Here is a 25,386-nt window from a genome sequence, read left to right as displayed (position 1 = left end):
GAATAGGAAACATCGTCATGTTCACTGAAGCCATTGAGAAAATACTGACTGACTTGTGCACCCCGGCGCTGGTTCGCGCGGTTGAAAACGGCGACCGCGCCACGGCGCTATGGAGCGCATTGGAGAACGGCGGGTTTCTCGAGTTGTTGACCCCGGAAGTGGCGGATGGCGCGGGGCTGACACTGGAGTCGTTGTTCCCGATTTTCCTCGCTTTCGGCCGTCATGCACTGCCGCTTCCGGTAGCCCAAAGCATTGCCGCACGGGCACTGATGCGTGACTGCCCGCATGCACCGCCGAGCGGCATGTTGACCCTGGCGGGCGCGGCTTTCCGGCAGGCCGATGATGGCTTGTGCGTACCGCGCCTGGCCTACGGCACCCTTGCCGATTTTGCCTTGGTGAACCTGCAGGGCGAGTTGTTGTTGCTTGACTGCAGTCAGGCACGGCGCGAGCCCGACGGTGTGCATGGCAGCCAGTGCGCCACGCTGTATTGGCCGCAGGACGCCGGCGGCGTGTCTCTTGGAAGCAAGGGACAAGAGGCTCGCCTGTTTAACGCTGCCATCCATGCAGCGTCCATTGCCGGCGCGATGGAGAAGGTGCTCGGCATGACGCTTGAGTACTGCAATGACCGGATCCAGTTCGGCAAGGCCATCGGCAAATTCCAGGCGGTCCAGCATCAGCTCAGCGTCATGGCGGAGCAGGTGGCCGCTTCCCGAATTGCTGCCGAACTGGCCTTTGCAGGCGACCGTCCGGTGCCCGATTTGATTCCCGCGGCCATCGCCAAGGCCCGCACCAGCATGGCCGTTCCACAGGTGACCGCCATTGCCCATGCATTGTTCGGCGCTATCGGCGTGACCGAAGAGCTGGATCTGCAACTGTTCACTCGGCGCCTGCACCAATGGCGGGTCAGCGAAGGTTCGGAGACCTGGTGGAACAACATCGTCGGCCAGGCATTGCTGGAGAAACCGAAGGTTACCGCCAGTGAATTCGTGCGCACTGTTACCCCGTCACAAACTGCTTGAGGACACCCCATGAGTGAGTTTCTGAAGTACGAACAACAGGGGCATGTCGTCACCCTGACGATGAACGACCCCGAGCGCCGCAACCCTTTGACGGGCAATAGCGCTGTTCCCGAGTTCCTCGAAGCCATCGAACGGATCGAGCGCGACAGCAGTGTGCGCGCGGTCATCATCACGGGCGCAGGCAGCGCGTTTTGCTCCGGCGGCAACGTTCGCGACATGGATCGATACGCGCAGATGTCGGGCATGCAGTTGCGTCAGGAGTACCGCACCGGCATTCAACGACTGCCACTGGCGCTGTTCAATCTGGAAGTGCCAGTCATCGCCGCGGTCAACGGCGCCGCCATTGGTGCAGGCCTCGATCTGGCCTGCATGTGCGACATCCGCGTGGCATCCGAGCAGGCCAGGTTTGCTGAAAGCTTCGTCAAGCTCGGGATCATTCCCGGCGACGGCGGTGCGTGGTTGTTGCCGCGCATCATCGGCTTGTCGCGGGCCACCGAACTGACCCTGACCGGGCAAACGATCGATGCCCGCCAGGCCGAGCAATGGAACCTGGTGTCCCGCGTCGTCCCGGCCGGGCAACTGTTGGACAACGCCAGGGAAATTGCCGCGGCGATCGCTGCCAACCCACCCCACGCCGTGCGTCTGGCCAAACGGTTGTTGCGCGAAGCCTTGCATACGCGACTCGACACGCTGCTGGAAATGTCGGCGACCTTCCAGGTGCTGTCGCACCAGACGGCCGATCACCGGGAGGCGGTAACGGCGTTCATCGAAAAGCGCTCCCCGACTTTCACCGGGTAAGTGTCACCAGGCGTAACGCCCGTCGAGCGCATCTCGAAACGGGTCGTTACGCGGCAATGAAAAGTGCAAAAAAACACGTCCTTCAAATCACCCATTCGGGTGTGAGGGCATCCCGGGAGCCTCGCTAGCATGGGCTCTCACCACGTCATCCTTAATCGGGGAAACCGCATGACAAAAACAACAATGCGCGGAGTCTTTCAGCCAAGTCTGCTGGCCGTCGCTGTGATGGTTGCCACCTGCGCGAGCAATCAGGCTCATGCTGTGGATTTCAACATCGGGGAGATTCAAGGGACGTTCGACTCGTCGCTGTCGGTAGGGGCCAGTTGGTCGACGGCCGACCCGGACAAGCAGTTCATTTCCAACTTCAACTCCCAAGGTGTCACTGGCGGCGAGTCCTCGTCGCGGACGACCGATGACAACCGCCTGAACTTCAAGAAAGGGGAGACCTTCTCGAAGATCTTCAAAGGCGTGCACGACCTGGAGCTCAAGTACGCAGACAGCGGCGCATTCGTGCGTGGCAAATATTGGTATGACTTTGAACTGATGGACGAGAGCCGTCCGTTCTATGACATCAACGACTCGGGACGTGATCGCGCGGCGAAATCGTCCGGGGCGATGTTCCTCGACAGCTTCGTCTACCACAACTACAACATCGGTGATCAGGTCGGCAACGTTCGCTTGGGCAAACAAGTGGTGAGCTGGGGCGAAAGTACATTTATCGGCAACTCGATCAACAGCATCAACCCGATCGACGTCGCAGCCCTGCGTCGTCCGGGCGCGGAAGTGAAGGAAGGCCTGATTCCGGTCAACTTGCTCTACGTGTCCCAGGGGCTGGCCGATAACATTACCGCCGAAGCGTTTTATCAGCTGGAGTGGGACAAGTCGGTGGTCGACAACTGCGGCACGTTCTTCGGCAATGACGGCGTACCGCAAGGTTGTAACGACCGCCTGGTGGTTGCCGGGCTGGATTTGCCACCGGGTGCGGCACGCAACACCGGCGGTCTGGCTGCCGTCGCGGCAGGGACCGACGACGCCTTTATTCCACGTTTGAAAGATAACGATGCGCGCGACAGCGGACAGTATGGCCTGGCCCTGCGCTGGTACGTGCCGGAGGCGAACGACACCGAGTTCGGTGCCTACGCAATGAACTACCACAGCCGCAACCCTTACCTGAGCATCAATCAGATGAGCAGTGCCGCTGGCGGTGTGACTTCGGCGCGCAGTGTCCGTTATTTCGTCGACTATCCGGAAGACATTCGCCTTTACGGCTTGAGCTTCCAGACCAACGTTTCAGGCGTATCGCTGGGTGGCGAAGTCAGCTACCGGCCGAACATGCCGTTGCAACTGAACACGGCTGATTTGCTGTCTGCGGCGACGTTCGGTGCAACTTCGCCGCTGATCACTACCGGTTTTGCCGGCCGCAATCTGGGCGCCGAGGTCAACGGCTACAAGCGCATGCCAGTGACCCAGGCCCAGGTCACCGCGACCCAGTTCTTCGACCAGGTACTCGGTGCCAGTCGCCTGACTGTGGTGGGTGAGGTCGGTTACAACCATATCAACGGCCTGGGCAAGGCCGACGGTTCCGACCTGCGTTTCGGTCGCAGCCCGGCCTTTGGCAGTGGCGAACTGCAAGGTGCGGCGGGACCGGCTACTTGCCTGGGCACTGCCGCCGGCACGCCGACTGCCAGTAACCCGGCGCAGGAATGCAACGACGATGGTTTCTATACCAGCAACAGTTGGGGCTATCGCCTGCGCGGCAAGCTCGATTACCAGAACGTGATCGCCGGCATCAACCTGTCGCCGAACCTGGCCTGGTCCCATGACGTGTCCGGCTACGGTCCGAACTTCGATGAAGGGTCCAAAGCGGTCAGTGTCGGGGTAGATGCCGATTACCTGAACACCTACAACGCCAGCCTCAGTTACACCAATTACTTCGGTGGCGATTTCAATACCAACGTCGATCGCGACTACGTTGCGCTCAGCTTCGGCGTGAATTTCTGATGCAACCCTGCCAGAGGAAACTGAACATGAACGCACGTTTTATTCTGCGCGCCGGCGCACTGAGTCTGTCGTTGCTGGCCAGTGCTGTAATGGCCGCCGTTTCGCCCCAGGAAGCCGCCCAGTTGGGCACCACGCTGACACCGTTGGGCGCACAGAAAGAAGGTAACGCCAACGGTAGCATTCCGGCCTGGGCCGGTGGTTTGAAGCCCGGTGCGGCGGCACTCGAGAATGGCTTTCTCGGCGATCCTTTCGCTGGTGACAAGCCACTAATGGTGATTACCGCGGCCAACGCCGACCAGTACAAGGACAAGCTGACGCCGGGCCAACTGGCGATGTTCAAACGCTATCCGGACAGCTACAGGATCCCGGTGTACAAGACTCAGCGCACCGCGGCGTCACCGCAGAACATTTACGACATTGCGAAAAAGAGCGCGGTGACCACCGAGCTGACACCTGACGGTAATGGCCTGCAGAACTTCACGCAAACCCGTTACTACCCGTTCCCGATTCCAAAGAATGGCGTCGAGGTTTACTGGAACCACACCAACCGCTATCGCGGCGGCAACATGGAGCGGCAGGCGGCTCAGGCTGCACCGCAGGCCAACGGGTCGTACTCGATCGTCGAGTACGACGACAAGCTGGCATTCCCGCAGCTGATGGAAGGGGTCGAAGGTGGGGAAGGTGACAACGTTCTGTACTACTACAAACAGGAAATCACCGCACCTTCGCGCATGGCCGGCAGTGTGATCCTGATCCACGAGACCATCGATCAGGTCAAGGAACCGCGCCTGGCATGGGTCTACAACGCCGGACAGCGCCGCGTACGCCGTGCGCCGCAAGTGGCTTACGACGGGCCGGGCAATGGCTCCGACGGCATGCGTACCGCCGACAACACCGACATGATGAACGGCGCGCCGGATCGTTATGACTGGAAGCTGGTGGGCAAAAAGGAGCTGTACATCCCGTACAACAACTATCGCTTGCAGTCGCCGAAAGTGAAGTACGACGACATCATCAAGCCGGGGCACATCAATCAGGACCTGACCCGTTATGAGTTGCACCGCGTGTGGCATGTCGAGGCCACGTTGAAACCGGGCCAGCGCCATGTATATGCCAAGCGTGACATGTACTTCGACGAAGACACCTGGCAGCTTGCCGAGGTCGATCACTACGATGGTCGCGGACAGCTGTGGCGAGTTGCCGAAGGCTATGCGATCAATGACTACGAGCGCGGCGCTTCCAACTTCGCCATGCTCGGGATCTATGACCTGATCGCGGGTCGCTACAACGTATTGGCCATGACCAATCAGGCCAAACATGCAACGACCTATGGCATGACCGCGAAAATGACCGACTTCACCCCATCGGCGCTGCGTAACGCCGGCATTCGCTGACGTCGGGCCCTGGCTTGAATCCAACGCCCTGTTCGCAGGGCGTTGTGCTTTCAGGCAGGCCCCACCTGATGCGGGTGGCGCGCAAACAGTCGGCTCGCCCAATGATGGCATCCTCACACCATCAGCGAGGTCCGCCATGTTTGTGCCACGGCCGCATCTGTGCGACGTACTCAAGCGCGAGCAGTGTCGCTTGCAACTGCTTTGCGCGCCTGCCGGTTATGGGAAAACAGCATTGCTGCGCGAGTATTTGCGCGGTGAGGCGGTATGGATGAGCCTGGGTGGCTTGCCGCAAACACTGGAAGGTTTGAGCAAGATGCTGGCCGGTCAGCTGGGCTTGGCGCCCGAAACGGTGCCTGATGCCTTGCTGGCGTTGCTCGACTCAAGGGACCTGCTGACTGCTCAACCGTCATCGCTGGCAAGCCAGCTCCCACAGGGAAATGCGATCAACTGTGGGAGCTTGCCTACCAGTGATAGGGCCAGTCCAGGCAGCGAAAATCCAACACTTCGCCTGGTCTTCGATGACTTGCCAGCGCAAATGCCGGCAAACCTCAATCACTGGTTCGACCAACTCCTGTCCCTGCGAAATCCGGGCTTGCAGGTGCTGGTCACCTGCCGCCAACGCCCCGAATGGAACTTGCCGCAGCTGATGCTCGGCGGGCAATTGCTGGAGCTGGATGCCCGGCAATTGGCGTTGCGGCCTGATGAATTCGAGTCGCTGGTCAGTGTGCTCATGCCGACCGCGGACATCAGGTCCAGGGAAAAACTGTGGCATCAAACGGCGGGGTGGTGCGCCGGTGTTCGTCTGCTGCCGTCTGCGTTGCTCGGCGCCTACCTCGAGCGTGAACTGCTGGCGCGTCTGAACGACGAACAGCGCGAAGTCCTCTACGGACTGGCTCATTTGGCCAAGGCCAGCGCCGATCTCTGCCAGCAACTCTGGGAAGAACAGCAGGGCGCCAGGGTCTTCAGAAGTCTGCTCGACGCCCAGGTTTTTTTTGTCCCGATCGACCACCAACCCGGTTGGTTCCGGTTGTTGCCTGCCGTGTCGCAGGCGCTGCAAGACAGGTTGAGCGGCGTGCCGTTGAATCGGTTGCGCTTGCGCGCCTGTCAGTTGCTGGGCGTACTGGGGCAGGTCGACGATGCGGTCGAGCAAGCACTCAGTGCTGATCAGCCAGAAGTGGCCGCAAGCTACATGGAGCGCTTGTGGCTGAGCTGGATCCTCAGCGAACGGCATCTGGACCGCTTTATTGATTGGCGCGAGCGTATCGAACCGCAATTGCTGCAAAGCAGCTCGCGGCTGATCTATTTGTGCGCCAAGGCGCTGCTGTTCAGTGGTCGACTGGACGAGGCCGAGGAGTGCCTGCAACGGCTGGGGCGTTTTTGCCCGCTGCCCGATCGCAAGCGCAATCAACGCCTGCTGGCTAACTGGCAGGCGTTGTACGGCACCCTGCACACCCTGCGCGGCAACGTCGAACAGGCGCGCCTGCATTGCCACGCAGCGCTGCGATACCTGACCGTGCAGGACTGGCTGTCAGTGTTGTTGTGTCATTGCACCCTCGCACGGATCGACATGCAGACCGGAGAACTCAACGAAGCCCAGGTGTTGCTGGAACACTCGCTGGAGCTTGCAAGGCGCCAGGGCAGTCGCGAAGCCGAGGTGCTGGTGAACACAGATCGAGTCCGGTTGCTGTTGCTTCAGGGAAAATCGGCGCTGGCGCATTCGCTCTTGCGCACTGAACTTGCGCAACTGACGGGCAGCAGAACCCAGCCCTATCCACTGCTCGGGCGGCTGCTGTTCCTGCAAGGCGAGTTGCTGTTACAGCAAGGCCGCGCCGATGAAGCCGAGCAAGTGGTGCAGGCGGGACTGATGCAGGTCCGCGATTGTTGCGCGCCATTTGTGCTCAATGCCTATCTGTTGCTGTCCGAGATCGCTTCGCGCAGGCATGACCAGGAACAGGCGCAGCAGCTGTTGTGTGAAGCCGAGCGACGCATGCATTGGGGCAGGATCGACAGCGCCTGCTACCAGGGCCCGATCGAGTTGCAGAGAAACCGCAATGGATTTCGCGATCAGGGGACCGACATTGACGTCCCCGCCGTGGCACGCATGCCGGATTATCAGGACGGTCTGACACCCCGCGAAGTGTCAGTGCTCAAGTTGCTTGCCGAGGGCATGTCGGTGCGCGAGGTCGGCCATCGCCTGTTCATTTCGGTGAATACCGTCAAGACCCACGCCAAGAACATCAACGTCAAGCTCGGCGCCTGTCGTCGCACCCAGGCCATCAACAGCGCCAAGGCCATGGGCATTCTGGCCTGAACCACACCACTTGAAACGCCACCCACCTGATCCGGGTGGCGGCGTGGCGCGACCGATGGTCAACCATGCAGTGAACCCGACGCAATGCTGCGCAATCGCGGTGGCGTCCAGACAACAACAAGAGAGGTAGTGATGAGCGCCATCGAGAGTTGGACGAGCACGGACATCCGCACGGTGCTGGAAAAACAGAGGGCGGCCTTCCTGGCCTGCGAACCCTGGAGTGTCGAGCAACGCTGTGAGTTGCTTGAGCGGGCGATCGGTCTGCTGGTCAATCACGAACGGGAAATCATCGACGCGCTGACGGCGGATTTCGGCCATCGCAGCCCCGGTTTCTCCAAAGGCAGTGAAGTGCTTTCGCCACTGGCGACCCTCAAACAGACCCAGGCCGAACTGGCCGAGTGGATGCGCCCGCAGCAACGGCAGGCCCGAGCCGGTGAAGCCTGGGTTCAATACCAGCCGCTCGGCGTGGTGGGCATCGTGACGGCATGGAACGTCCCTGGCTACATGGTGTTCAGTGGTCTAGCCGGCGCCCTTGCCGCCGGCAATCGGGTGATGATCAAACCCTCGGAATTCACCCCAAAGACATCGGCCCTGATCGCGCGCCTGATTCGTTCGGTCTACGCCGAAGACGAAGTGGCGGTGGTGCTGGGCGGTGCCGACGTTGGCCAGGCGTTTTGCGGCCAGCCTTTCGACCATCTGTTGTTCACCGGCGCCACCAGCATCGGCAAGCACGTTCTGCGTGCCGCGGCGGAAAATCTGGTGCCGGTGACCCTGGAGCTGGGCGGTAAATCGCCGACCATTATTTCCCGCACGGCGGACTTCAAGGACGCGGTGGCCAAGACTGTCATCGGCAAGTTGCTCAACGCCGGTCAGTTGTGCGTCGCGCCAGATTACGTGTTCGTGCCACGGGAATCGGTGGAGACCTTCATCGGCATCGCAAAAGCGGTGGTCGCCGGATTTCTGCCGACGCTCAAGGACAATCCCGAATACACCTCGATCATCAACAGTCGGCATTACGAGCGCTTGCTGGGCTACCTCAGTGAAGCGCGCGAGGCCGGTGTCGAGCTAGTCGAATTGAATGCCGGCGCTGAAGACTTCAGCAACGCGACGCGCAACAAAATCGTGCCGACCCTGTTGCGCGATCCCGGCGACGATCTACGGGTGATGCAGGACGAAATCTTCGGCCCGTTACTGCCGATCAAACCCTACGACACCATCACCGAAGTGATTGCCTGGATCAACGCGCGGCCACGTCCGCTGGCTCTCTATTACTTCGGCAACGATGCCGCCGAGGAAGCGCAAGTGCTGTCCCGTACCTGTTCCGGTGGCGTGACCCTCAATGGTGTATTGAGTCACGCCAGCACCGAAGGCTTGCCGTTCGGCGGCGTCGGCCAGAGCGGCATGGGTGCCTATCACGGTATCGACGGTTTCCGCACCTTCAGTCATGCCAAAGCCGTGTTGCGCACGGCGCCAAACCCGGCCTGAACCCCTGATTAATTTTTGAGAGAACTGCCATGAAAGCTGCTGTATTCCACCAGGTTGGAGCTCCGCTGGTCATTGAAGAAGTGGGCATCAGCAAACCGGGCCCGCGTGAAGTGCTGATCCGCACCAAAGCGGTTGGTGTCTGCCATTCGGATTTGCATGTGATTGACGGTTCGTTCCCGTATCCGGGGCCATTGGTGCTGGGCCACGAAGCGGCCGGTGTGGTCGAACAGGTCGGCTCCGAAGTGCGTTCGGTCAAGCCGGGCGATCATGTCGTCACCTGCCTGACCGTGTTCTGTGGCCATTGCGAACATTGCGTGACTGGCCACCTGGCACGTTGCGTATCGCCAGAAACCAAGCGCGGCGCGGATGAAGAGTCGCGGCTCACGTATGTGCAGAAGCCGATACCGCAGTTCGTCAACCTGTCGGGCTTCGCCGAACAGATGCTGGTGCACGAAAACGCCTGCGTTGCGATTCGTCGCGACATGCCACTCGACCGTGCCGCCCTGCTCGGTTGCGCGGTGACCACCGGCACCGGCGCGGTGTTCAATACCGCCAAAGTGCGTCCGGGTGAAACCGTGGCCGTGATCGGTTGTGGCGGGATCGGTCTGGCGGCCATCAATGGCGCAGCACTGGCCGGGGCAGGGCGCATCATTGCCATCGACATGCTTGATTCGAAACTGGAGTTGGCCAAGCAGTTTGGTGCCACCGACTTGATCAATGGCAAAAACGGCGACGCGGCCAAACAGGTGATGGAGCTGACCCGTGGCGGTGTGCATCACGCTTTCGAGTGCATCGGCCTCAAGCAGACCGCCGAGCAAGCGTTCGCCATGTTGGCTCGCGGCGGCACTGCCACTGTGATCGGCATGCTCAAGCCCGGCCTGAAAATCGAGCTGGACCCCCTGCAACTGCTACATGAACGCCGCATCCAGGGCTCGCTGATGGGCTCGAACCGTTTCCCGGTCGACATGCCTCGGCTGGTGGACTTCTACATGGCGGGCAAACTCAAGCTCGACGAAATGATTTCCCAGCGCATCCGGCTTGAGCAGATCAACGATGCGTTCGACGAGCTGCGCCGTGGCGAGTTGGCGCGTTCGGTGATCATTTTCGAGTAATTGCCGTAATTCCGGTAGGAGCGAGCCTGCTCGCGAAAAACCAGAGACCGCCACGGGGTGTCAGGCCGCCAGCGTCATCGTCGGCGACCATCGCGAGCAGGCTCGCTCCTACAGGTTTTTTTGCTGCATTCGAATAAGTGCCTGAGCATTCGGTTTTTTTGGAGTGGATGGATGGACATTGATTTCACAGCGGACGAACGCGCCTTTCGCGAGGAGGTTCGTGCCTGGTTGCGCGACCATTTGCCCAGCGAATTCGCTGCGCGCATCGCCCAGGGCAAGCGCCTGAGCAAAGAGCACCAAGTGCAGTGGATGCGCACACTCAACCGCCAGGGCTGGCTGGCCCCTGGCTGGCCGGTCGAGTTCGGTGGTACCGGCTGGACTGACGTGCAAAAGCATATTTTCGACGAAGAGTGTTTCGCCGCCGGCGCGCCGAAGGTCTCATCGTTCGGCCTGAAAATGGTGGCTCCGGTCATCATGAAGTTCGGCACGGACGAACAGAAAGCCCACTTCCTGCCGCGCATTCTCACCTGCGACGACTGGTGGTGTCAGGGTTATTCCGAGCCGGGTGCGGGCTCTGATCTGTCGTCATTGAAAACCCGTGCCGTGCGCGACGGCGATCACTATGTGGTCAACGGCCAGAAAACCTGGACCACTCTGGCGCATTTTGCCGACTGGATGTTCTGCCTGGTACGAACCGACCCCGAGGCTCGCCAGCAGCGGGGCATCTCCTTTCTGTTGATCGACATGCAGACGCCGGGCATCACCGTACGACCGATCATCACCCTTGACGGTGAGCATGAAGTCAACGAGGTGTTCTTCGATAATGTGCGGGTGCCGGTGGCCAATCTGGTTGGCGAGGAAAATCAGGGATGGACCTGCGCCAAGTATTTGCTGACCCATGAACGCACCAGCATTGGCGGAATCGCCCACAACAAGGCGCTGCTCAATCGTCTGAAACAGATTGCCAGTGAAGAGCGGCGTGATGGCCGGCCATTGATCGATGACCCGCTGTTTCGCGTACAGATCGCCGAAGTCGAGATGCAATTGATTGCCGCCGAAATCAGTAGCCTGCGGACCTTGGCGGCCGTTCGCGATGGGGGAGTTCCAGGCGCGGAGAGCTCGTTCCTGAAGATCAGGGGCACCGAAATTCGTCAGGCGATTACCTGGTTAATCAGTAAAGCCGTAGGCCCCTACGCCATGCCGTTCATCGAGGATGAATTGGGTTACGGCACCGAACCGTTGCTGTACACCGATTACAGCAGCGCGGCCACCTATCAGTATCTGGATGCGCGCAAGGCTTCGATCTATGGCGGTGCCAACGAAATCCAGAAAAACATCATCGCGAAAATGATCCTAGAACTCTAAGGCGCCCCCGATCATGGATTTCAAACTGACAGAAGAGCAGCTGATGCTGCAGGAAACCGCCGGGCGCCTGGTGCGTGATGTTTACGGCTTCGAGCAACGAGAACAGTATCGCCAGAGCACGCACGGCTTCAGCGTGCCATTCATGCAGCAGTTGGGCGATCTGGGATTATGCGCAGTGCCCTTTGCCGAAGCCTACGGCGGCTATGCCGGCAGCGGCGTGGATAACATGCTGATCATGACCGAGCTGGGGCGCGGACTGTGCCTGGAGCCTTACCTGCACTCGGTGATCTTTGCCGGTGGCCTGATCGCGCAACTGGGCAGCGAAGCGCAGAAGGCCAGATTGTTGCCACAAGTCGCCGATGCCAGCCTGCAACTGGCGGTGGCGGTCGATGAGCCGCAGGGTCATTACCAATTGCATGACGTGCAGACTTTGGCCGAGCCGGTAGACGGTGGCTGGAAACTCAATGGCCGCAAGTCAGTGATCATCGGCGGGCAGAGCGCCGGGCTGATACTGGTTTCGGCACGCACCAGCGAGGGCGCGCGGGATGAAAATGGCATCAGCCTGTTCCTGCTTGATCCGCAAGCCTGCGGCGTGCAGCGGCGCGTCTTCGATACAGTGGATGGGCGCAAGGCCTGCGATCTGTTTCTCGAAGACGTGTTCGTCGCCAGCGCCGCGCTCCTCGGCGAACCAGGCCAGGCGTTGCCAGCGCTGCGCTACCAGCAGGGCCGCGCCATCGCCGCGCAATGTGCCGAAGCTATCGGCAGCATGGAGGCTGCCTGTGCGTTGACCCTCGATTATTTGAAGACGCGCCAGCAATTCGGCCAACCGATCGGCAAGTTCCAGGCCTTGCAGCACCGCATGGTCGATATGCGCATCGAGCTGGACCAAGCCACTTCGATGACCCTGTACGCCGCCTGTGTGGCCGATCAGGCAGACAGTGACGAGCGCCGCCGGGTCTTGGCGGCGGCCAAATTCATCGTCAGCCGCGCCAGCCGTTTTGTCGCCGACCAGGGCATCCAGTTGCACGGCGGGATCGGCCTGACTTGGGAATACATGCTGTCGCACCACGCCAAGCATTTGCTGATGGTGGCGCGTCAGTTTGGCGATGACGATCACCATTTGCAGGCTTATGCGAAGCTGATGCCGGCAGCGTAAGGCAGTTTCAACTGAGAAAGACGGTGGCGGCGATAGCCGCCCCGGCGCCTTCGAACGGACCTGTGCAATCAGCACACCACCGGGCGTGATGTTGTAAGGCAGACCCCGTACGAATTCATCTCTCTATTTGAGCATTCCTGCGCCGTAACAAACGGCAATGACAATGAGTGCGAGAAAACAGATCAACTGTATGCAAAAGAAGGTAAACCGAACCGCGACGAACGTATCGGTTTGCACATGGGATACGTGAACCAGAGACTGACACACACGAGCGATCAGGACGATTATGGACAAGTAGCTCACCGCAGGACCGTCCAACCCAAGGGCTGAAATCACGAAAACGATGACGCCAAAGACCGGCAGATTTTCCACACAGTTCGCATGAGCTCTGGTCCCGCGCCGATACCAATCCTCGCCTTCGAGCTGATCGCTCCGGAAAGAAGCGATCGGGACATTCGACAACAGGATTCTGACCCAGCGATAGACGCCAACGGTTGCCATCAACAATAGTAGGGTCCAGGTCGCAAATCCAAGCAGCATCCACATCGCAATCGTCATGGCTGCCATCCTCAATCAATCATGTTTCAGCACGTCATTCCACTGTCGCGCGACCGACACGCGGTCGGTCGCAACGTATTGATCAATGGCTCATGATCGGTGCCAGCGCGGTCTGAATCCTGGACATCTGTGTTGGCGTTGTCATGCGCGCAAGCAGCCGTGCAAAGTGTGGATGTTGCACACCCGAGACAATGTATTGCCAGCGGTAGGCTCGCAGCACGCAGGCTTTGATTTGCGCGGTCTGCTCGACACTGAACGATCGTGAGGCATTTCCAATGAAGTAGTCGGCATCGGCTGTCGATTGCGCCTGCAGGATGGCGTCTACCGCCGCCACCAGCCCAATCAGGTCGTTCACGGCATGGTCGCGCTCGGCCAGCGAGAGTTTTGCGTGCTCTGCCTGCCACTCCAGTTCATCGAGTACGACGTGCCGGCTCTCATCCTTCCAGTGAAATTTGAAGACGTCCTTGAACAGTGGGCACAACTCCTCACGCGGGGCGATGCTTTGCACATAGTGCGTCTGGACAAACAGCTCGATATGACAGGTCAGCGCCAGCACCGCCCAAGTGCTGGCCGCCAGTACCGCGCGCGCCACATCGTTCGGATCGGCAACTTGGCGATAGCCTGCCGGCAATTGAGTACCCATCATCGTCTCAATGCGCCGGAACAGCTCCTGATGCTTGATCTCGTCGTTGGAAAAGCGAACCAACGCTTCGAGGGCAAGCTGATCGTCAAATACATGGGCCCGACCCTGATCGAGCATCTTGGCACTGATAAAACGCTCGACCAGGCCAAAGATATACGCATAGGTCCGGCCCTGAATCTGGCTAAGCAGGCGGGCGTCGTCTGCGGCGAGAAAGGTCACACGGTCGATATGCGAGAGGCCGTCGGGCAAGAATTTTCGCGAGAAGTCGAAGCCGCGGTCCTGCAGCAAGTCGCGATCGATCTGCCATTCCGCTTTCTTCGATGAGCGGACAAGTTGAGCATAACGGGCGGCATTGCCTGAATCCGGGCGGGGCAGGGTAGTGGCAGCGTTCATACTGATCTCCGGCTGGCGTGGTCGAGTTGGAATAGGGCCAATTACGGTTAACGCGGGAGTCAATGACCATCGGTGTAGCGTCTGTGGATCGTCTCGATCACTGAGTCCTCGTTGGTGCTAATCTAGGCCTCGCCGCTCAGGCGGCGAATGACCAGTGCGCCTGATTACTTGCTCCAAACTCCGGAAAGGAGGGCTGGCAATTGCTGGATGCGCTATCTGATGTGCTGCGTGTGATTCGGCTGTCCGGGGGGATCTTCCTCGAGGCAGAGTTCACTGCGCCCTGGTGTCTCAGCGGAAGAATCTCTGCGGACGATTGCAAACCGTTCCTGGCGGCCCCGCGACACATCATTGCATCGCATTTTGTCGCAGCGGGGCACATGCAATTGCGGGTCGACGATGGTGCCACCCTCGACGTGCAGGCAGGCGAACTCATTCTGCTACCGCGCAATGACGTTCATACGTTTGGCAGTGATCTAAGCGTTGCCCCGATGTCGGCGCGCGAAGTCATTCAGCCGCCGCAAGTCGGTGGCATATCAAGAATCAAATGCGGTGGGGGCGGCGAGGCCACACAGTTGTTGTGCGGCTTCCTCGGCTCTGAAACACCGTTCAGTCCGTTGCTTTCGTCGTTGCCATCCTTATTGAAACTGGACGTCCGTGCGACGCCTTCGGGTGCCTGGATTGAAAGTTCATTTCGTTTCGCCGTCAGTGAAATTGCGGCGGGGCGCGTCGGCTCGGCAACGGTCATCGCCAAACTCTCCGAATTACTGTTCGTCGAAGCCGTCGGCCAGTATGTCGCCAACCTCCCCGCTGAACGGCGCGGGTGGCTGGCGGGCTTGCGAGATCCACATATCGGGCGCGCGCTGGCGCTGCTCCATGCTCGTCCAACCGAGGGCTGGACGGCAGAGGCGCTGGCGATTGAAGTGGGCATGTCGCGCTCGGTATTCGCGGAGAGATTCACGGCGTTGGTCGGACAGCCACCCATGCAATACCTGACGTTCTGGCGCATGCACGTGGCGGCTCAACAACTACGCGAGGGTCGCGGCAATGTGGCGCAAATCGGCTTTGCAGTGGGCTACGAGTCCGAGGCCGCGTTCAGTCGTGCATTCAAACGACAGTTCGGCACATCCCCCGGTATCTGGCGCAGGCAATCAGCATGAGAGGGGCTGGCGCCTGAGGACGCTCACATCAAGGCAGGCAGAAAATGTTTGATAGAGCCGTGCGCAATTCGTCAGGCTGGGGTTGATCCAGCGCCTAAGCCCTGCAAACAACTTTGGCGCCGATCGGATGTACGGATGCCCGCGTTGAAACTCCACACGCAAGACGTGGAATCATAGGCTTCGCATCAGCGACGATAGTACCGGTGACCGTCCTCGTAACGGTGCCGCATGGCGCGGTCCTGGTGGCGCTCCCAATCACGACGGCGTTCAGCTTCTCGGCGGGCTTGCTCTCTGCGCCAGTTATCCCGGCGCCAGTCGTCTCTGCGCCAATCGTGTCTACGATCGTGCCAACGGTCGTCATGCCAGTATCGGTCGTCATGGGCAAGCAACGTTGCCGGTTGCTTGCCGGCCATACTGGCCAAGGCCGGCCAAGGGTTGTCTGCGGCCTGGACAGGTGCCTCAACGGCTGTGGCTTGCTTTGTGAAAACGGGGTCTGAGGCCTTCAACTGTGTGGCGGATGCCGAGCCCACTGCCGCAAATGCCAACAGGCCGAAGAGCACCAACCGTGGGACATGGAATTTCATGAGTGAAGACAACCTCTGATGGAAGATTGGACGTGTGGCCTATGACTGCGACGCTTGAAGACCGCGTGCTTAATCAGCGCATCTGCCTATCCACATAGACCGATATACAGAGAAAAGTTCTAGGGAACCGTTACTTAAATAGCCAGCGGTTTTCACTCGCTAGAGAAAAAAACAAGAACAGTTGCCGCGGTCGTTACAGCAGGAACTTCCGGTGTTTGGCTTGGTCAATAGCGGCCCTGTATCGGAAGCGCCGAACAGCGCTGTTTACGGCAGTACCTTCCGAGTTCAGTCGAGTAAGTCCCCTGATGCCAATCAATAACCATTTGTCAGGTCTCATCCTGGTGCTCTGTGCCTTCGCGTCGTGCGGTTCTGTCGCTGCCGAGCGACGAGCGAGCGCGCAAAGCAACAGCGCGTCGACCACCCTGATCGAAACAGCCTCGCGCCAGTATGAAAATGGCCAACTGGACCAGGCTGCCGCCACGCTGGAGCGCGCCCTGCACATCCAGCCGAACAATCCCGCGACGCTGCATTACCTGGGTGTTTTGCGACTTCAACAAGGGCAGTACCAGCAGGCTGAAACCTTGGCGGCGCGCTCGAACATGCGGGTGGGTAACAACGTCCAGTTGCGCAACCGCAACTTCCAATTGATTCAGGCGGCGCAGCAGGCCCAATCATCGGGTACCCCACCAAATGCCACCGGGGACGTGGTTGCGGTACAGAAGGGGTTGGAAGAGGAAGCCCAAAGGCGCCGCGTAGCGGACATGGCGGCTGTTGAGGAGTCCGCTTCGGAAATCGGGCGTGACGCTGGCAACCTGAGTCACGCAGAGGACAATCGGGTTTCGGCTGCACCGACAGTTGGCAGAGCCGGGACCGCAGGGGCGTTCCAACAGTCTAATGTCGTCCCAGAGCCCGCGCCTGCTGAATTTGAAATTCCCCGTGGCCACATGCCACCCCCGGGCAGATGCCGAATCTGGTTCCCTGATCGCCCGCCGGGGCATCAGCCCCCACCGGGTAAATGCAAGAAGCTGCGTGATCGGGTTCCTTCAGGTGCTTACTTGGTGCGCGGTTGAGTTCCCGACTGCTCAGACCACTACAGATCCCGAGCCCAAGTCTGGCTGACCAGGTCTTTTCCGAAACTGTGTACCGGTTCCTCTTCGGCCAACTGAAAACCTGCCTTTTGATAGAGCTTTCGCGCATCGCAAAGCACGCTGGTGGTCCAGAGCATCATCTTTGTGTAACCCGCATCCCGTGCAAATCTGAGACTTTCTTCCAGCAATCGATTGCCGATTCCCATGCCTCTGGCACTCGCATCCACGTAGAGCATTCGCAGTTTGGCGGTCGTCTCGTCATGCCTGACGACAAACACCGAACCGACGACCTTGCCATCTTTTTCCGCGATCCAGCATCGCTCGCAGGATTGATCGAATTCACGAAGGTACTTGGCGACGATTTCTGCCACCAGCGCTTCGAACTCCGAGTTCCAACCGTATTCGCGAGCATATAGCTGAGCTTGTTGCTGAACGACAATTCCCATGTCACCCGCTACAGGATCGCGCAGGAGGTAGGAGGGATCTCTGTCGCCCAATAGCGTCTGTATCTGTTTCATGGCTTGGGCCAATTGATCCTGCTGTGGCTCAGGCAAGCCTTGCAGCATCAACACGACTTCCTCACGAGCGGCGTGCTCCAGCGAGGCCAGCACGGTGCGACCTGGCTCGGTAAGCTGGATCTGAGAGGCTCGGGCATCGCTTGTCGAACGCGTCTTGCCGATCAAGCCTTTTTTCTCGAATCCGCCGATGACTCGGCTGACGTAACCGGCGTCCAGGCCGAGCATCTGACACAGGTCTGAACTCTTCAGGCCGGCACTGGCGCCCAATTCGAAAAGGATACGCGCCTCGGTCAGGGAAAATTCGGCCTTGAGCAAGTGTTCTTGCAGGGCGCCGATCTGGCGGGTGTAGAACCTGTTAAAGCGGCGTACCGTTTCGGCGCGCTCAAAAATGGTGGCGGACATGGAAGCTCCATATATTTGCTTTTGGCAATTATATGGTTGACCGAGGCAACGATGTCAATCGTGTGATGAGAATTTGAATGATGCATGCCAATGATTTTCACGACACGTTTTTGAGAATGTGGGCGAGCCCTTTAAACGAACGGGAGCCGATCATGGGGCGCCGCTTCCAGGCGCAGTCGTTGAGCGGTGTATACGACCTGTTTGTACTGTAAGCGACATGTCATCGAACTCTGCCAGGCGTTTACCTGTCGACCCATCACCTGTTTCTCAACACTCGAGCGGTGTCTTCTGCACGATCGCGATCATCTCGCGACCGTCTGAGCAGACCATGGTGATCGCGATGAACTGTCTTATATGTGTCGGTACTGCGCAGCGCATTCAATGTCTTGGCCCCTGGGAAGAGCGGGACTGTCCAGAGTGTGGTCGCTATCGCGTGTCGGATGAGCTCATCATGATGCTGATGGAGCAAGGGCAAATATTCGATGTGAACAAAACCAGACGTTGGCTAAGTAGTCAGCGAGTGGCGGGGGCTGTTCCTTCAATCGAAGTCCATGAAGCACTGCTGCTGCCCTGAAGACAGCGGCATCGGTTGTACTTCTTTCATTTTGGAATCCACCCATGCACCTCTACACACTGCAATACCTGTTCAACGGCGAATCTCGTGAGGTCGAGCTCGAACTCAAGCAACCTCAACTCTCCGTACAGGAGGCGACAATGCATCTTTTGCAGCTGCATTTCGGAGATGGCGAGAACAGCCTGCTGATGCCTTCAGCGGACGCGACTCCGAAAGAAATCCTGGCGCAGGCTGAACGGCTTGGATTGACCCGGATCAGGGTGGTTTGAGTTGAACAGCATCGATTCAACGTCAAAGGCAATCTGCTCAATAAACCCGATTAGAAGGTAGCTTAGCGGCCGTTTTCCATCGCTCCATTCACCGGCTGCCCGATTGCTCTTTGCCAAAGCCTCAAAGCAGGCTCCACGACACCCCGACATACATCGCCATGCCTTCACCAGGCGTGGATCGCGCCGCGTCGAGCCCTTTGTCGTCGTAGCCCGGGGTGACGGTCGCGGCGTAGTGCTTGTCGGTCAGGTTGCGCATGTCCAGCCATGTCTGCCAGTCGCCCTTGGGCGCGTTGTAACCCAGGGTTGCACCGAATATGGCGTAGGGATCGGCGTAGAAGCTGTTGGCGTAGTCAACCGCAACCTTGGACGCCCATTGAGTGTTGACTGCTGCGAAGAAACCTAGCGGCCAGTCGAAGCGCAGTTCACCCTGGTAGTAATGCATCGGCAGGCCCGGCAGGCGGTTGTCGCCGAAACGCTCGTCGTCGCGGTAGTGGAAATCACTGAAGGTATAGCTTTGGCGCAGGGTCAGTTGGCCACCGCTGTCCGGCGACCACAGGCTGCTCGTCAGGCCGGCTTCCACTCCCTGGTGCACGGTAGGGCTGGCGTTGAGTTCATAGGGCGTGGTGGCATTGGCGTCCGGCAACACCGAGAGCAATTCGTTGTGCACCTGGGCGTAATACCAGGACAGGCTCCATTGCCCCAGCGAGCTGTCACCGCGGCCGCCGATTTCCAGGGTGGTAGCGGTCTGGTTTTGCAGCTCGATCGGATCGCGCTGGGCACCCGTGGCCGGGCCGGTGCCTGCCGGGAAGCGCACGTTGGAACTGTAGATCAGCGACCAGGGGTGCGGCGCTTCAACCGAGCGGCTGAGGTTGCCGAAAAGCTGCAGATCGGGCGTCAGTTGATAGCGCAGACCCACGCGCGGAGCGTAGTCCCAATCGCTCAGGCTGGTCTTGCCGCCGGTTTGCGGGTAGGTGACTGCGCTTTCCCTGCGGGTATAGATGGCAGCAAGGCCGGTGGTCAGCCACAGGTCGTCGGCGATCTCCAGATCATTGCCCAGATGCAACACGGTGTCCGAACCCTGATAGGTGAAATCGCGAATGTGCGTGCCCGGCGCATAGCCAGCGGTGTTGCCGGTGGGAATGCGCACCTGTTCGCTGGCGCCGGCATTGGGCAGGTGCTTGGTCACGCGCAAGCCCAGCGTGCTTTGGCTTTGCAGGCCCCAAAGCGTATCGCGACGCTTATAGTCGAACGTGCCGCTGACGTCGGTGTACGCAACCTTCAGGCGATTGGGTCCTTCACGCAAGTCCATGGGGTAGTCGTGGTAGACAAGGCCGGTCTGGATGCTCGAATCGTCGTCGATGTAGTAGGTGGTCTTGTTGCCGATAAAGGTGCTGCCGGGCTGCTCACGGCGGTCGTCGCGCGTCACATAGGCGGGGTTGGCGGCCCGTGGGTTGTGTTCGATGGAGTGCTTGGTCACTCGTCCGGCAAGGTCGTTGTCGGTCTGGCGATAGCGCAGGTAAAAGCGGGTTTCCAGGTTCGGGTTGAAGCGATAACCGAAGTTGGCAATCACGCCCTGACTGTCGCTGGCGGTGTGATCCTGATAACCATCGGCATTGGCGCCGGTCAACGACACGTAGTAATCGAAGTCACCCAAGACCTGCCCGGAGCTGACCTGTCGCTGCTGATAACCGTGGCTGCCGGTCGCGTAGCGCACTTGCAACTTCGGTGCGTCGTAACCGGTGTGGCTGACGTAATCGATGGCGCCACCCAGCGCCAGTGCACCCCTGTCGAACCCGTTGGCACCGCGCAGCACTTCCACATGATCGAGCCACAGCGGCTCCAGCAACTCATAGGGCGTGCCGCCAGGGCCCGTCAGCGGCAGACCGTCGAGCATGGCGTACAACCCTGAAGCGTGGGCGCCCGGAGCCCGGTTGATCCCCGATCCGCGGATCGAAATCTTCACCCCTTCGTTGCCCGCAGACTGGGCGTAAATCCCCGGCTGGTAGGCCAGCACATCCTGGTTACTGGCCACGCGGCCTTGCAGGGGGCGGCGCATGTCGACCACATTGCTGCCACCGGGGACTTCTGCCAGACGGGCCTTGGCCTGTTCGATCTCTAGGTCTTGGCCACTTTGATCCTCAGCCCCGATCAACACTTGCCCCAACTCCAAGCCTTGGGCCATGGCCGGACAAACGAGGGCCAGCCCCAACAGCGCAGCGGGGAAGGTTTTGGGCGAGGGCATCGAACGAACTCCAGACATATGGATACGGGCAGTGAACACTGCGACGTAGATATGTACGAAGGGAGCACATGGGAATTTGCTTTTTTTGCGGCAGGAGCCGAGGCGTCGGCAAGGCGGGGAAGCAAAAGCCACGCTCGGAATACCCATTCCGAGCGCATCTTCAAATCCTGTTACTGCTTCGGTTCTTTGACTTCATCTGGCGAGCCGCTGGATGTCGCGGCGTCTTTTTCTGCGGCACTCGTATCCGCTCCGGAGTTGGAGCCTGACGCCTCTTCGCCTTTTTTGTCGGCCTTGTCCTCGTTGGATTGAGCCGCTTTACCCTGGTTCAGGCCCGGTAGGGCGGCAGGCGGAACAGCGGGGTCGGTAGCAGTCTCGTAGGCAGCGAAGGCGAACAGCGAACTAGTCGACATCAAGCTCGCAAGCAGAAACACAGCGGCTTTACGCTTCATGATTCGAGTCTTCCATTGAAGGGATGTACAGTTTTGGAAGGGCGGGGAGTGGGAACGTGCTGGTTAGCTGACCAGCGGTAATGGCCTACTCGTCACAGGCATCGGCGACGGCTTTCTCGGCGCGTATGAGTTCTTGCTTGATGTCCGTGGTAATGCGCTGTTTTTTCAGCTCCTGGCCCAAGAACGGTTGCTCGCCGCGGGATTTAACCTCGGCATCCTCGGCAACGATCTGCTTCTCGATGGCGGCGGAATGCTCGTCGATCACCGCGTTGACCTCCGCTTCATTGCGGGCGGTATCCAGGGCGCGAACCAGTTTGCCGGCCTCGGCTTTTTCAGCCTCGGCATAGGCTTCCACGGATAAACCGGCAGTCATGGCCCGGACTTGGGTTTCGAGGTTTTTCAGATGCTCCTGGTTTGCCTTGCACACCGCTGCCTGGCGCTGGTTCTCGACCCGCTCCCATCGGTTAAGCCCATAGGACGCAGCGCCCACAACGATGAGCGTCAGGGCGACACCCAGCATTTTGCCTTTCAAAGCTCACCCCGCATGCGCCGTGCGCAACAGTTTTTCGGGTTCATTGTGCGACTCCATTTCCGGATAAAAAAGCGTAGCAGACCCTTCATGGGATTCATTATCACTTGGTCGTGAGACGAGAGGAGTGTGGCTCACTGTTCACCATCCTGGTGATAAGGCTATTACCTAGGCCACTGCGGCAAAAGCCGTCATCGAATGGGAGGCGCGTCAATATCCTTGTTGCAGGCGCTGTCATAGGCTGGGGCAAATTGTCGGAGTGGGTTATGGTTTTTTTTGAATTGATCACTTTTACGGTGCGCGTACGCACGGTGGCGGACGCCCTGGCGCGCATCGAACTCGGGTTGGCACAGCCTGAAGTCGGTGGAACGCTGATGGGATGTTGGGCTTCGGAACTGGGCAAGCTGAACCAGATCGCCGTGTTGCGCGGGTTTGCGGACGAATGCCATAGGCAGGCGGAGCGCGAGCGGTTCCTGCTGGCTGGCGACGTCTTTGGAATCAGCCCGTTCATCACCGATTTGCGCATTGAAAACTACACGCTGTTTCCCTTTCTTGAGCCCCTGGTCGCAGGCCGACACGGCCCTTTCTACGAACTGCGCGTGTATGACCTGATCAGCAGCGGCCTGCAACCCACGCTGGACGGTTGGCGCAAAGCCATCGAAGCTCGAACCGCCGAACAGTATTCACCGGTTTACGCGGCGTTTTACGCCACCGACGGCTCGCTGCCGCGTTACTTGCACATCTGGCCCTGGACGACACTGGAACAACGCCTGCAAGTGCGCACCCAATCCGTAGCCGACGGCGTCTGGCCACCGGAAAACTCCGGCCCTCAACTGCGCGACATGTGCTCGACGATTTACCTGCCGGCGAAGTTTTCGCCTTTGCAATGAGGCGGCTGTCCGATCGACGATTGATGCTCAAAAACGCTCCAGCCTGTATGCCTCCACCGTTGGTAATCCAAGGCTGTGCGAAGCACTCGTTGGCGAAACCAATTGAGCGATCATTTCGGCCGTGACCGCCGCCTGCGTCAAACCCAGGTGCTGGTGGCCGAAGGCGAGCAATACCTTGCCGTCGCACGCGCTGTCGATGATCGGCAGAGAGTCCGGCAGGGAAGGGCGAAATCCCATCCAGGGCGTGGCGGCGTCTGCGTTCAGGTCACGACGGAACAGGCCCTTGCTGAGACGGTGCAACTGCCATGCGCGCTGCATGCTCGGCGGGCTCTCGAGACCGGCGAACTCGACGCTGCCTGCCAGCCGCAGTCCGTCAGTCATGGGCGTCATGATGAACTTGCGCTCCAGCGAGGTGACGGCGAACGGCAACCGTTCGTGCTCATGCGGCAGCATCAAGTGATAGCCACGCTCGGTGTCCAACGGCACCTTTTTGCCGGTCAAAGCGTGGGTGAGTTTCGCTGAATGGGCACCGCAGGCGATCAGGATTCGCCGACTGCTGACCAGGGCTTGATCGGTGACCAGCGATACACCGCCTGCGTCCAGATGTCCGCCTTGCACCCGTCGCTTGAGGAAATGCACACCGCAGGTCTTGGCGGCGTGTACCAGTTCACAGACGACGCGATAAGGGTCGAGGAAATGCCCGGTGCGCTCAAAGAACAATCCCCCCTGAATGTGCTCGCTCAGTTGCGGCGCGGCATCGCGTACGGCAGTGGCCTGCCAGCGCTCGACCGGCACCTGCTGCTGGCGCAGGCGTGCCTGTAGCGCTTCGATCGCCGGTTGCGAATCCGGGCGCTCAAATACCAGTAACGAACCATCTTCTTTGAGCAAGTCAGGCCGCACGATCGCCTGCAACAGGCGTTGCCACGCGCCAAGGCTGCTCTCATTGAGCGCGCGGATGCCGGCCACCGTGCGCTGGAAAGGCGCCGGGCGCAGGTTCATCAACAGCCGGGCAAACCACGGCAGCGCTCGCGGCATGTACTTCCAGTCCAGGCGCAGCGGCCCCATCGGGTCCAAGAGCATGGCGGGCAAGCGTTTGACAATGGACAGTTCGGCGATGGGAAACACCTGTTCGGTCGCCAGATGCCCGGCATTGCCGAACGAGGCGCCGTGGCCGGGCTCCTGCTGATCGAGGACCACCACCCGCAATCCTTGACGCGCCAATTGCAGCGCGCAGGCGACGCCGATGATCCCGGCACCGATGACGGTTATGTCGTGCCGATCGTTTGCAGTGGAGTGGATAGCATCCTGCGCCAGGTCGGTAGCTGGATTGATCGCCCGAATCGCTTCGTGGCGACCCGTCGTGGCGTGCTGGCCGTTCAGCATGTTGCCTGTGAGCGTCATGGCATTTCCTGAAAATAGCAGAGGACGGAAACAAAAGCGGAGCGTCAGGCGACGTTCTGCTCGGCCGACCAGTGCTCGTACCACTGGCGGAACAAGGCGTACTGGTTTTCGGCGTAACGGCGCTGGGCATCGCTGAGCACATCGGTTTCGTTGAAATGCAGGGCGTATTCCCTGTCACCGTTAAGCACCATCAGGTGTTTGTAATACAGCACCAGGTCACAACCCTCGTCGAAGGACGACAGCACTGTCATTGCCGCTTCCAGTTCCCGAGCCTGCCGGCGAGCTTTGGCGTCACCTTTGGCAGCTTGTTTGCTCAGGGCCACCAGTTGCAGCACTTCGCGCGGCAGTGCATTGCCGATGCCGGTGATGGCGCCGGTGGCGTTGCAGTTGACGAAGCCATGCACCACTTGGGTGTCGACCCCGACCATCAAGGTGACATCGTCGTCCCTGGAGGTGATGTGCTCAGCGGCGTAGCGCAGGTCGGCGGCACCGCCGAACTCCTTGAAGCCGATCAGGTTCGGGTACTCGCGACGCAGTTCGAAGAACAGGTCCGCACGGGTGGCGAAGCCGTAGTAAGGGCTGTTGTAGATCACTGCCGGCAACCCCGGGGCAGCCTTGAGAATGGCGGCAAAGTGAGCTTTTTGCGCGGTTGCCGAAGCACCACGGGACAGCACGCGAGGAATGACCATCAGGCCATGGGCGCCGACTTTGGCAGCGTGTGCCGCGTGGGACACCGCTTCACGGCTGTTGACCGCACCGGTACCGACAATGGTTGGTATGCCGGCGGCAACCAGACGTGCCACGCCTTCCTGACGCTCGGCTTCGGTCAGCAACGGCCAGTCCCCCATGGAGCCGCAGTACACGACGGCGCTCATGCCGATGTCGATCAGTTCGCGACCCTTGGCCACCAGCGCGTCAAAGTCCGGTTTGCGATCGGCGGTGCACGGGGTCATCAGTGCAGGAATGCAGCCGGTGAAGATGTTGTCGCTCATTGTGGTAACTCCTTGCAGCGTTTATTCAGGTCGGTTGAGGGTGTGGGCGCCGCCGA

Annotated in this window: 22 protein-coding genes; 13 read left to right on the top strand and 9 right to left on the bottom strand. The window is 59.8% G+C overall.

What is annotated here, in order from left to right; genetic code table 11:
- Positions 1–17: 17 nt before the first annotated feature.
- The 9 genes from ASD60_RS25075 to ASD60_RS25035 all read left to right on the top strand — a co-directional run bounded on the left by ASD60_RS25075 (position 18) and on the right by ASD60_RS25035 (position 12,641).
- On the top strand, positions 18–1,019 hold the full coding sequence (locus ASD60_RS25075; RefSeq protein ID WP_056856563.1) for an acyl-CoA dehydrogenase family protein: 1,002 nt from the start codon (positions 18–20) through the stop codon (positions 1,017–1,019).
- A gap of 9 nt (positions 1,020–1,028) precedes the next feature.
- A complete protein-coding gene (locus tag ASD60_RS25070) occupies positions 1,029–1,817 on the top strand; it encodes a crotonase/enoyl-CoA hydratase family protein (RefSeq protein WP_056856562.1) in 789 nt (262 codons plus the stop codon).
- Positions 1,818–1,985: 168 nt separating this feature from the next.
- The gene (locus tag ASD60_RS25065) at positions 1,986–3,818 is read left to right on the top strand and encodes a DUF1302 domain-containing protein (RefSeq protein ID WP_056856561.1); all 1,833 of its coding nucleotides are present in this window, start codon (positions 1,986–1,988) and stop codon (positions 3,816–3,818) included.
- A gap of 26 nt (positions 3,819–3,844) precedes the next feature.
- The gene (locus ASD60_RS25060) at positions 3,845–5,212 is read left to right on the top strand and encodes a DUF1329 domain-containing protein (RefSeq protein WP_056856560.1); all 1,368 of its coding nucleotides are present in this window, start codon (positions 3,845–3,847) and stop codon (positions 5,210–5,212) included.
- 136 nt (positions 5,213–5,348) lie between these two features.
- Positions 5,349–7,523 carry a helix-turn-helix transcriptional regulator gene (locus ASD60_RS29680; protein WP_056856559.1) on the top strand — a complete coding sequence of 725 codons (2,175 nt, stop codon included), beginning with the start codon at positions 5,349–5,351 and terminating at the stop codon, positions 7,521–7,523.
- A 132-nt stretch (positions 7,524–7,655) separates the two neighbouring features.
- Complete coding sequence (locus tag ASD60_RS25050) at positions 7,656–9,008, top strand: coniferyl aldehyde dehydrogenase (RefSeq protein WP_056856558.1); 1,353 nt, start codon at positions 7,656–7,658, stop codon at positions 9,006–9,008.
- Positions 9,009–9,037: 29 nt separating this feature from the next.
- Entirely contained in the window at positions 9,038–10,120 is a 1,083-nt protein-coding gene (locus ASD60_RS25045) for a Zn-dependent alcohol dehydrogenase (RefSeq protein ID WP_056856557.1), read from the top strand.
- Between the two features lie 171 nt (positions 10,121–10,291).
- Positions 10,292–11,485, top strand: a complete 1,194-nt coding sequence (locus ASD60_RS25040; RefSeq protein ID WP_056856556.1) for an acyl-CoA dehydrogenase family protein — start codon at positions 10,292–10,294, stop codon at positions 11,483–11,485.
- Between the two features lie 13 nt (positions 11,486–11,498).
- Positions 11,499–12,641 (top strand): acyl-CoA dehydrogenase family protein, encoded by a 1,143-nt coding sequence (locus ASD60_RS25035; RefSeq protein ID WP_056856555.1) that lies wholly within the window; start codon positions 11,499–11,501, stop codon positions 12,639–12,641.
- Positions 12,642–12,764: 123 nt separating this feature from the next.
- Here ASD60_RS25035 and ASD60_RS25030 read toward each other — a convergent pair whose 3' ends face one another.
- The gene (locus ASD60_RS25030) at positions 12,765–13,199 is read right to left on the bottom strand and encodes an MAPEG family protein (RefSeq protein WP_056856901.1); all 435 of its coding nucleotides are present in this window, start codon (positions 13,197–13,199) and stop codon (positions 12,765–12,767) included.
- Positions 13,200–13,281: 82 nt separating this feature from the next.
- On the bottom strand, positions 13,282–14,235 hold the full coding sequence (locus ASD60_RS25025) for a diiron oxygenase (RefSeq protein ID WP_056856554.1): 954 nt from the start codon (positions 14,233–14,235) through the stop codon (positions 13,282–13,284).
- 200 nt (positions 14,236–14,435) lie between these two features.
- Here ASD60_RS25025 and ASD60_RS25020 point away from each other — a divergent pair, with 200 nt between their 5' ends.
- Positions 14,436–15,392, top strand: a complete 957-nt coding sequence (locus ASD60_RS25020; protein ID WP_056856553.1) for an AraC family transcriptional regulator — start codon at positions 14,436–14,438, stop codon at positions 15,390–15,392.
- Positions 15,393–15,577: 185 nt separating this feature from the next.
- On the opposite strand, the gene ASD60_RS29965 is transcribed toward ASD60_RS25020, so the two are convergent.
- Complete coding sequence (locus ASD60_RS29965; protein WP_056856552.1) at positions 15,578–15,976, bottom strand: hypothetical protein; 399 nt, start codon at positions 15,974–15,976, stop codon at positions 15,578–15,580.
- A 305-nt stretch (positions 15,977–16,281) separates the two neighbouring features.
- Here ASD60_RS29965 and ASD60_RS28590 point away from each other — a divergent pair, with 305 nt between their 5' ends.
- Complete coding sequence (locus ASD60_RS28590) at positions 16,282–17,046, top strand: tetratricopeptide repeat protein (RefSeq protein WP_082557667.1); 765 nt, start codon at positions 16,282–16,284, stop codon at positions 17,044–17,046.
- 20 nt (positions 17,047–17,066) lie between these two features.
- Here ASD60_RS28590 and ASD60_RS25005 read toward each other — a convergent pair whose 3' ends face one another.
- Positions 17,067–17,984, bottom strand: coding sequence for a bifunctional helix-turn-helix transcriptional regulator/GNAT family N-acetyltransferase (locus ASD60_RS25005; RefSeq protein WP_056856550.1), 918 nt, complete (start codon positions 17,982–17,984; stop codon positions 17,067–17,069).
- Positions 17,985–18,602: 618 nt separating this feature from the next.
- Here ASD60_RS25005 and ASD60_RS24995 point away from each other — a divergent pair.
- Positions 18,603–18,827: a hypothetical protein gene (locus ASD60_RS24995; RefSeq protein WP_056856549.1), complete on the top strand. Its 225-nt coding sequence runs from the start codon at positions 18,603–18,605 to the stop codon at positions 18,825–18,827.
- 121 nt (positions 18,828–18,948) lie between these two features.
- Here ASD60_RS24995 and ASD60_RS24990 read toward each other — a convergent pair whose 3' ends face one another.
- The 3 genes from ASD60_RS24990 to ASD60_RS24980 all read right to left on the bottom strand — a co-directional run bounded on the left by ASD60_RS24990 (position 18,949) and on the right by ASD60_RS24980 (position 22,038).
- Positions 18,949–21,069, bottom strand: a complete 2,121-nt coding sequence (locus tag ASD60_RS24990) for a TonB-dependent receptor family protein (RefSeq protein WP_056856548.1) — start codon at positions 21,067–21,069, stop codon at positions 18,949–18,951.
- Positions 21,070–21,239: 170 nt separating this feature from the next.
- A complete protein-coding gene (locus ASD60_RS24985) occupies positions 21,240–21,518 on the bottom strand; it encodes a hypothetical protein (RefSeq protein ID WP_056856547.1) in 279 nt (92 codons plus the stop codon).
- An 85-nt stretch (positions 21,519–21,603) separates the two neighbouring features.
- Positions 21,604–22,038, bottom strand: coding sequence for a hypothetical protein (locus ASD60_RS24980; RefSeq protein ID WP_442966031.1), 435 nt, complete (start codon positions 22,036–22,038; stop codon positions 21,604–21,606).
- Positions 22,039–22,313: 275 nt separating this feature from the next.
- Between ASD60_RS24980 and ASD60_RS24975 the strand changes: the two genes are divergently transcribed.
- A complete protein-coding gene (locus ASD60_RS24975; protein ID WP_056856546.1) occupies positions 22,314–22,937 on the top strand; it encodes an NIPSNAP family protein in 624 nt (207 codons plus the stop codon).
- Positions 22,938–22,964: 27 nt separating this feature from the next.
- On the opposite strand, the gene ASD60_RS24970 is transcribed toward ASD60_RS24975, so the two are convergent.
- Both ASD60_RS24970 and ASD60_RS24965 read right to left on the bottom strand, forming a co-directional pair.
- The gene (locus ASD60_RS24970; protein WP_236708508.1) at positions 22,965–24,338 is read right to left on the bottom strand and encodes an NAD(P)/FAD-dependent oxidoreductase; all 1,374 of its coding nucleotides are present in this window, start codon (positions 24,336–24,338) and stop codon (positions 22,965–22,967) included.
- 44 nt (positions 24,339–24,382) lie between these two features.
- A complete protein-coding gene (locus ASD60_RS24965) occupies positions 24,383–25,330 on the bottom strand; it encodes a dihydrodipicolinate synthase family protein (protein ID WP_056856545.1) in 948 nt (315 codons plus the stop codon).
- Between the last annotated feature and the right edge of the window lie 56 nt (positions 25,331–25,386).

It is taken from the genome of Pseudomonas sp. Root562, from assembly GCF_001427125.1.
In the GTDB taxonomy this organism is placed as follows: Bacteria; Pseudomonadota; Gammaproteobacteria; order Pseudomonadales; family Pseudomonadaceae; genus Aquipseudomonas.
Note: the sequence above shows the minus strand (reverse complement) of the source record. Positions and strands in the feature narration are given on the sequence as shown.

Coding starts and splice junctions, on each gene's coding strand:
- ASD60_RS25075 (WP_056856563.1), top strand. CDS start 18: ATGTTCACTGAAGCCATTGAGAAAATACTGACTGACTTGTGCACCCCG.
- ASD60_RS25050 (WP_056856558.1), top strand. CDS start 7,656: ATGAGCGCCATCGAGAGTTGGACGAGCACGGACATCCGCACGGTGCTG.
- ASD60_RS25040 (WP_056856556.1), top strand. CDS start 10,292: ATGGACATTGATTTCACAGCGGACGAACGCGCCTTTCGCGAGGAGGTT.
- ASD60_RS29965 (WP_056856552.1), bottom strand. CDS start 15,976: ATGAAATTCCATGTCCCACGGTTGGTGCTCTTCGGCCTGTTGGCATTT.
- ASD60_RS24995 (WP_056856549.1), top strand. CDS start 18,603: ATGCACCTCTACACACTGCAATACCTGTTCAACGGCGAATCTCGTGAG.
- ASD60_RS25005 (WP_056856550.1), bottom strand. CDS start 17,984: ATGTCCGCCACCATTTTTGAGCGCGCCGAAACGGTACGCCGCTTTAAC.
- ASD60_RS28590 (WP_082557667.1), top strand. CDS start 16,282: ATGCCAATCAATAACCATTTGTCAGGTCTCATCCTGGTGCTCTGTGCC.
- ASD60_RS25030 (WP_056856901.1), bottom strand. CDS start 13,199: ATGACGATTGCGATGTGGATGCTGCTTGGATTTGCGACCTGGACCCTA.
- ASD60_RS24985 (WP_056856547.1), bottom strand. CDS start 21,518: ATGAAGCGTAAAGCCGCTGTGTTTCTGCTTGCGAGCTTGATGTCGACT.
- ASD60_RS24965 (WP_056856545.1), bottom strand. CDS start 25,330: ATGAGCGACAACATCTTCACCGGCTGCATTCCTGCACTGATGACCCCG.
- ASD60_RS25070 (WP_056856562.1), top strand. CDS start 1,029: ATGAGTGAGTTTCTGAAGTACGAACAACAGGGGCATGTCGTCACCCTG.
- ASD60_RS25025 (WP_056856554.1), bottom strand. CDS start 14,235: ATGAACGCTGCCACTACCCTGCCCCGCCCGGATTCAGGCAATGCCGCC.
- ASD60_RS24990 (WP_056856548.1), bottom strand. CDS start 21,069: ATGCCCTCGCCCAAAACCTTCCCCGCTGCGCTGTTGGGGCTGGCCCTC.
- ASD60_RS29680 (WP_056856559.1), top strand. CDS start 5,349: ATGTTTGTGCCACGGCCGCATCTGTGCGACGTACTCAAGCGCGAGCAG.
- ASD60_RS24975 (WP_056856546.1), top strand. CDS start 22,314: ATGGTTTTTTTTGAATTGATCACTTTTACGGTGCGCGTACGCACGGTG.
- ASD60_RS25035 (WP_056856555.1), top strand. CDS start 11,499: ATGGATTTCAAACTGACAGAAGAGCAGCTGATGCTGCAGGAAACCGCC.
- ASD60_RS24970 (WP_236708508.1), bottom strand. CDS start 24,338: ATGACGCTCACAGGCAACATGCTGAACGGCCAGCACGCCACGACGGGT.
- ASD60_RS24980 (WP_442966031.1), bottom strand. CDS start 22,038: ATGCTGGGTGTCGCCCTGACGCTCATCGTTGTGGGCGCTGCGTCCTAT.
- ASD60_RS25060 (WP_056856560.1), top strand. CDS start 3,845: ATGAACGCACGTTTTATTCTGCGCGCCGGCGCACTGAGTCTGTCGTTG.
- ASD60_RS25045 (WP_056856557.1), top strand. CDS start 9,038: ATGAAAGCTGCTGTATTCCACCAGGTTGGAGCTCCGCTGGTCATTGAA.
- ASD60_RS25065 (WP_056856561.1), top strand. CDS start 1,986: ATGACAAAAACAACAATGCGCGGAGTCTTTCAGCCAAGTCTGCTGGCC.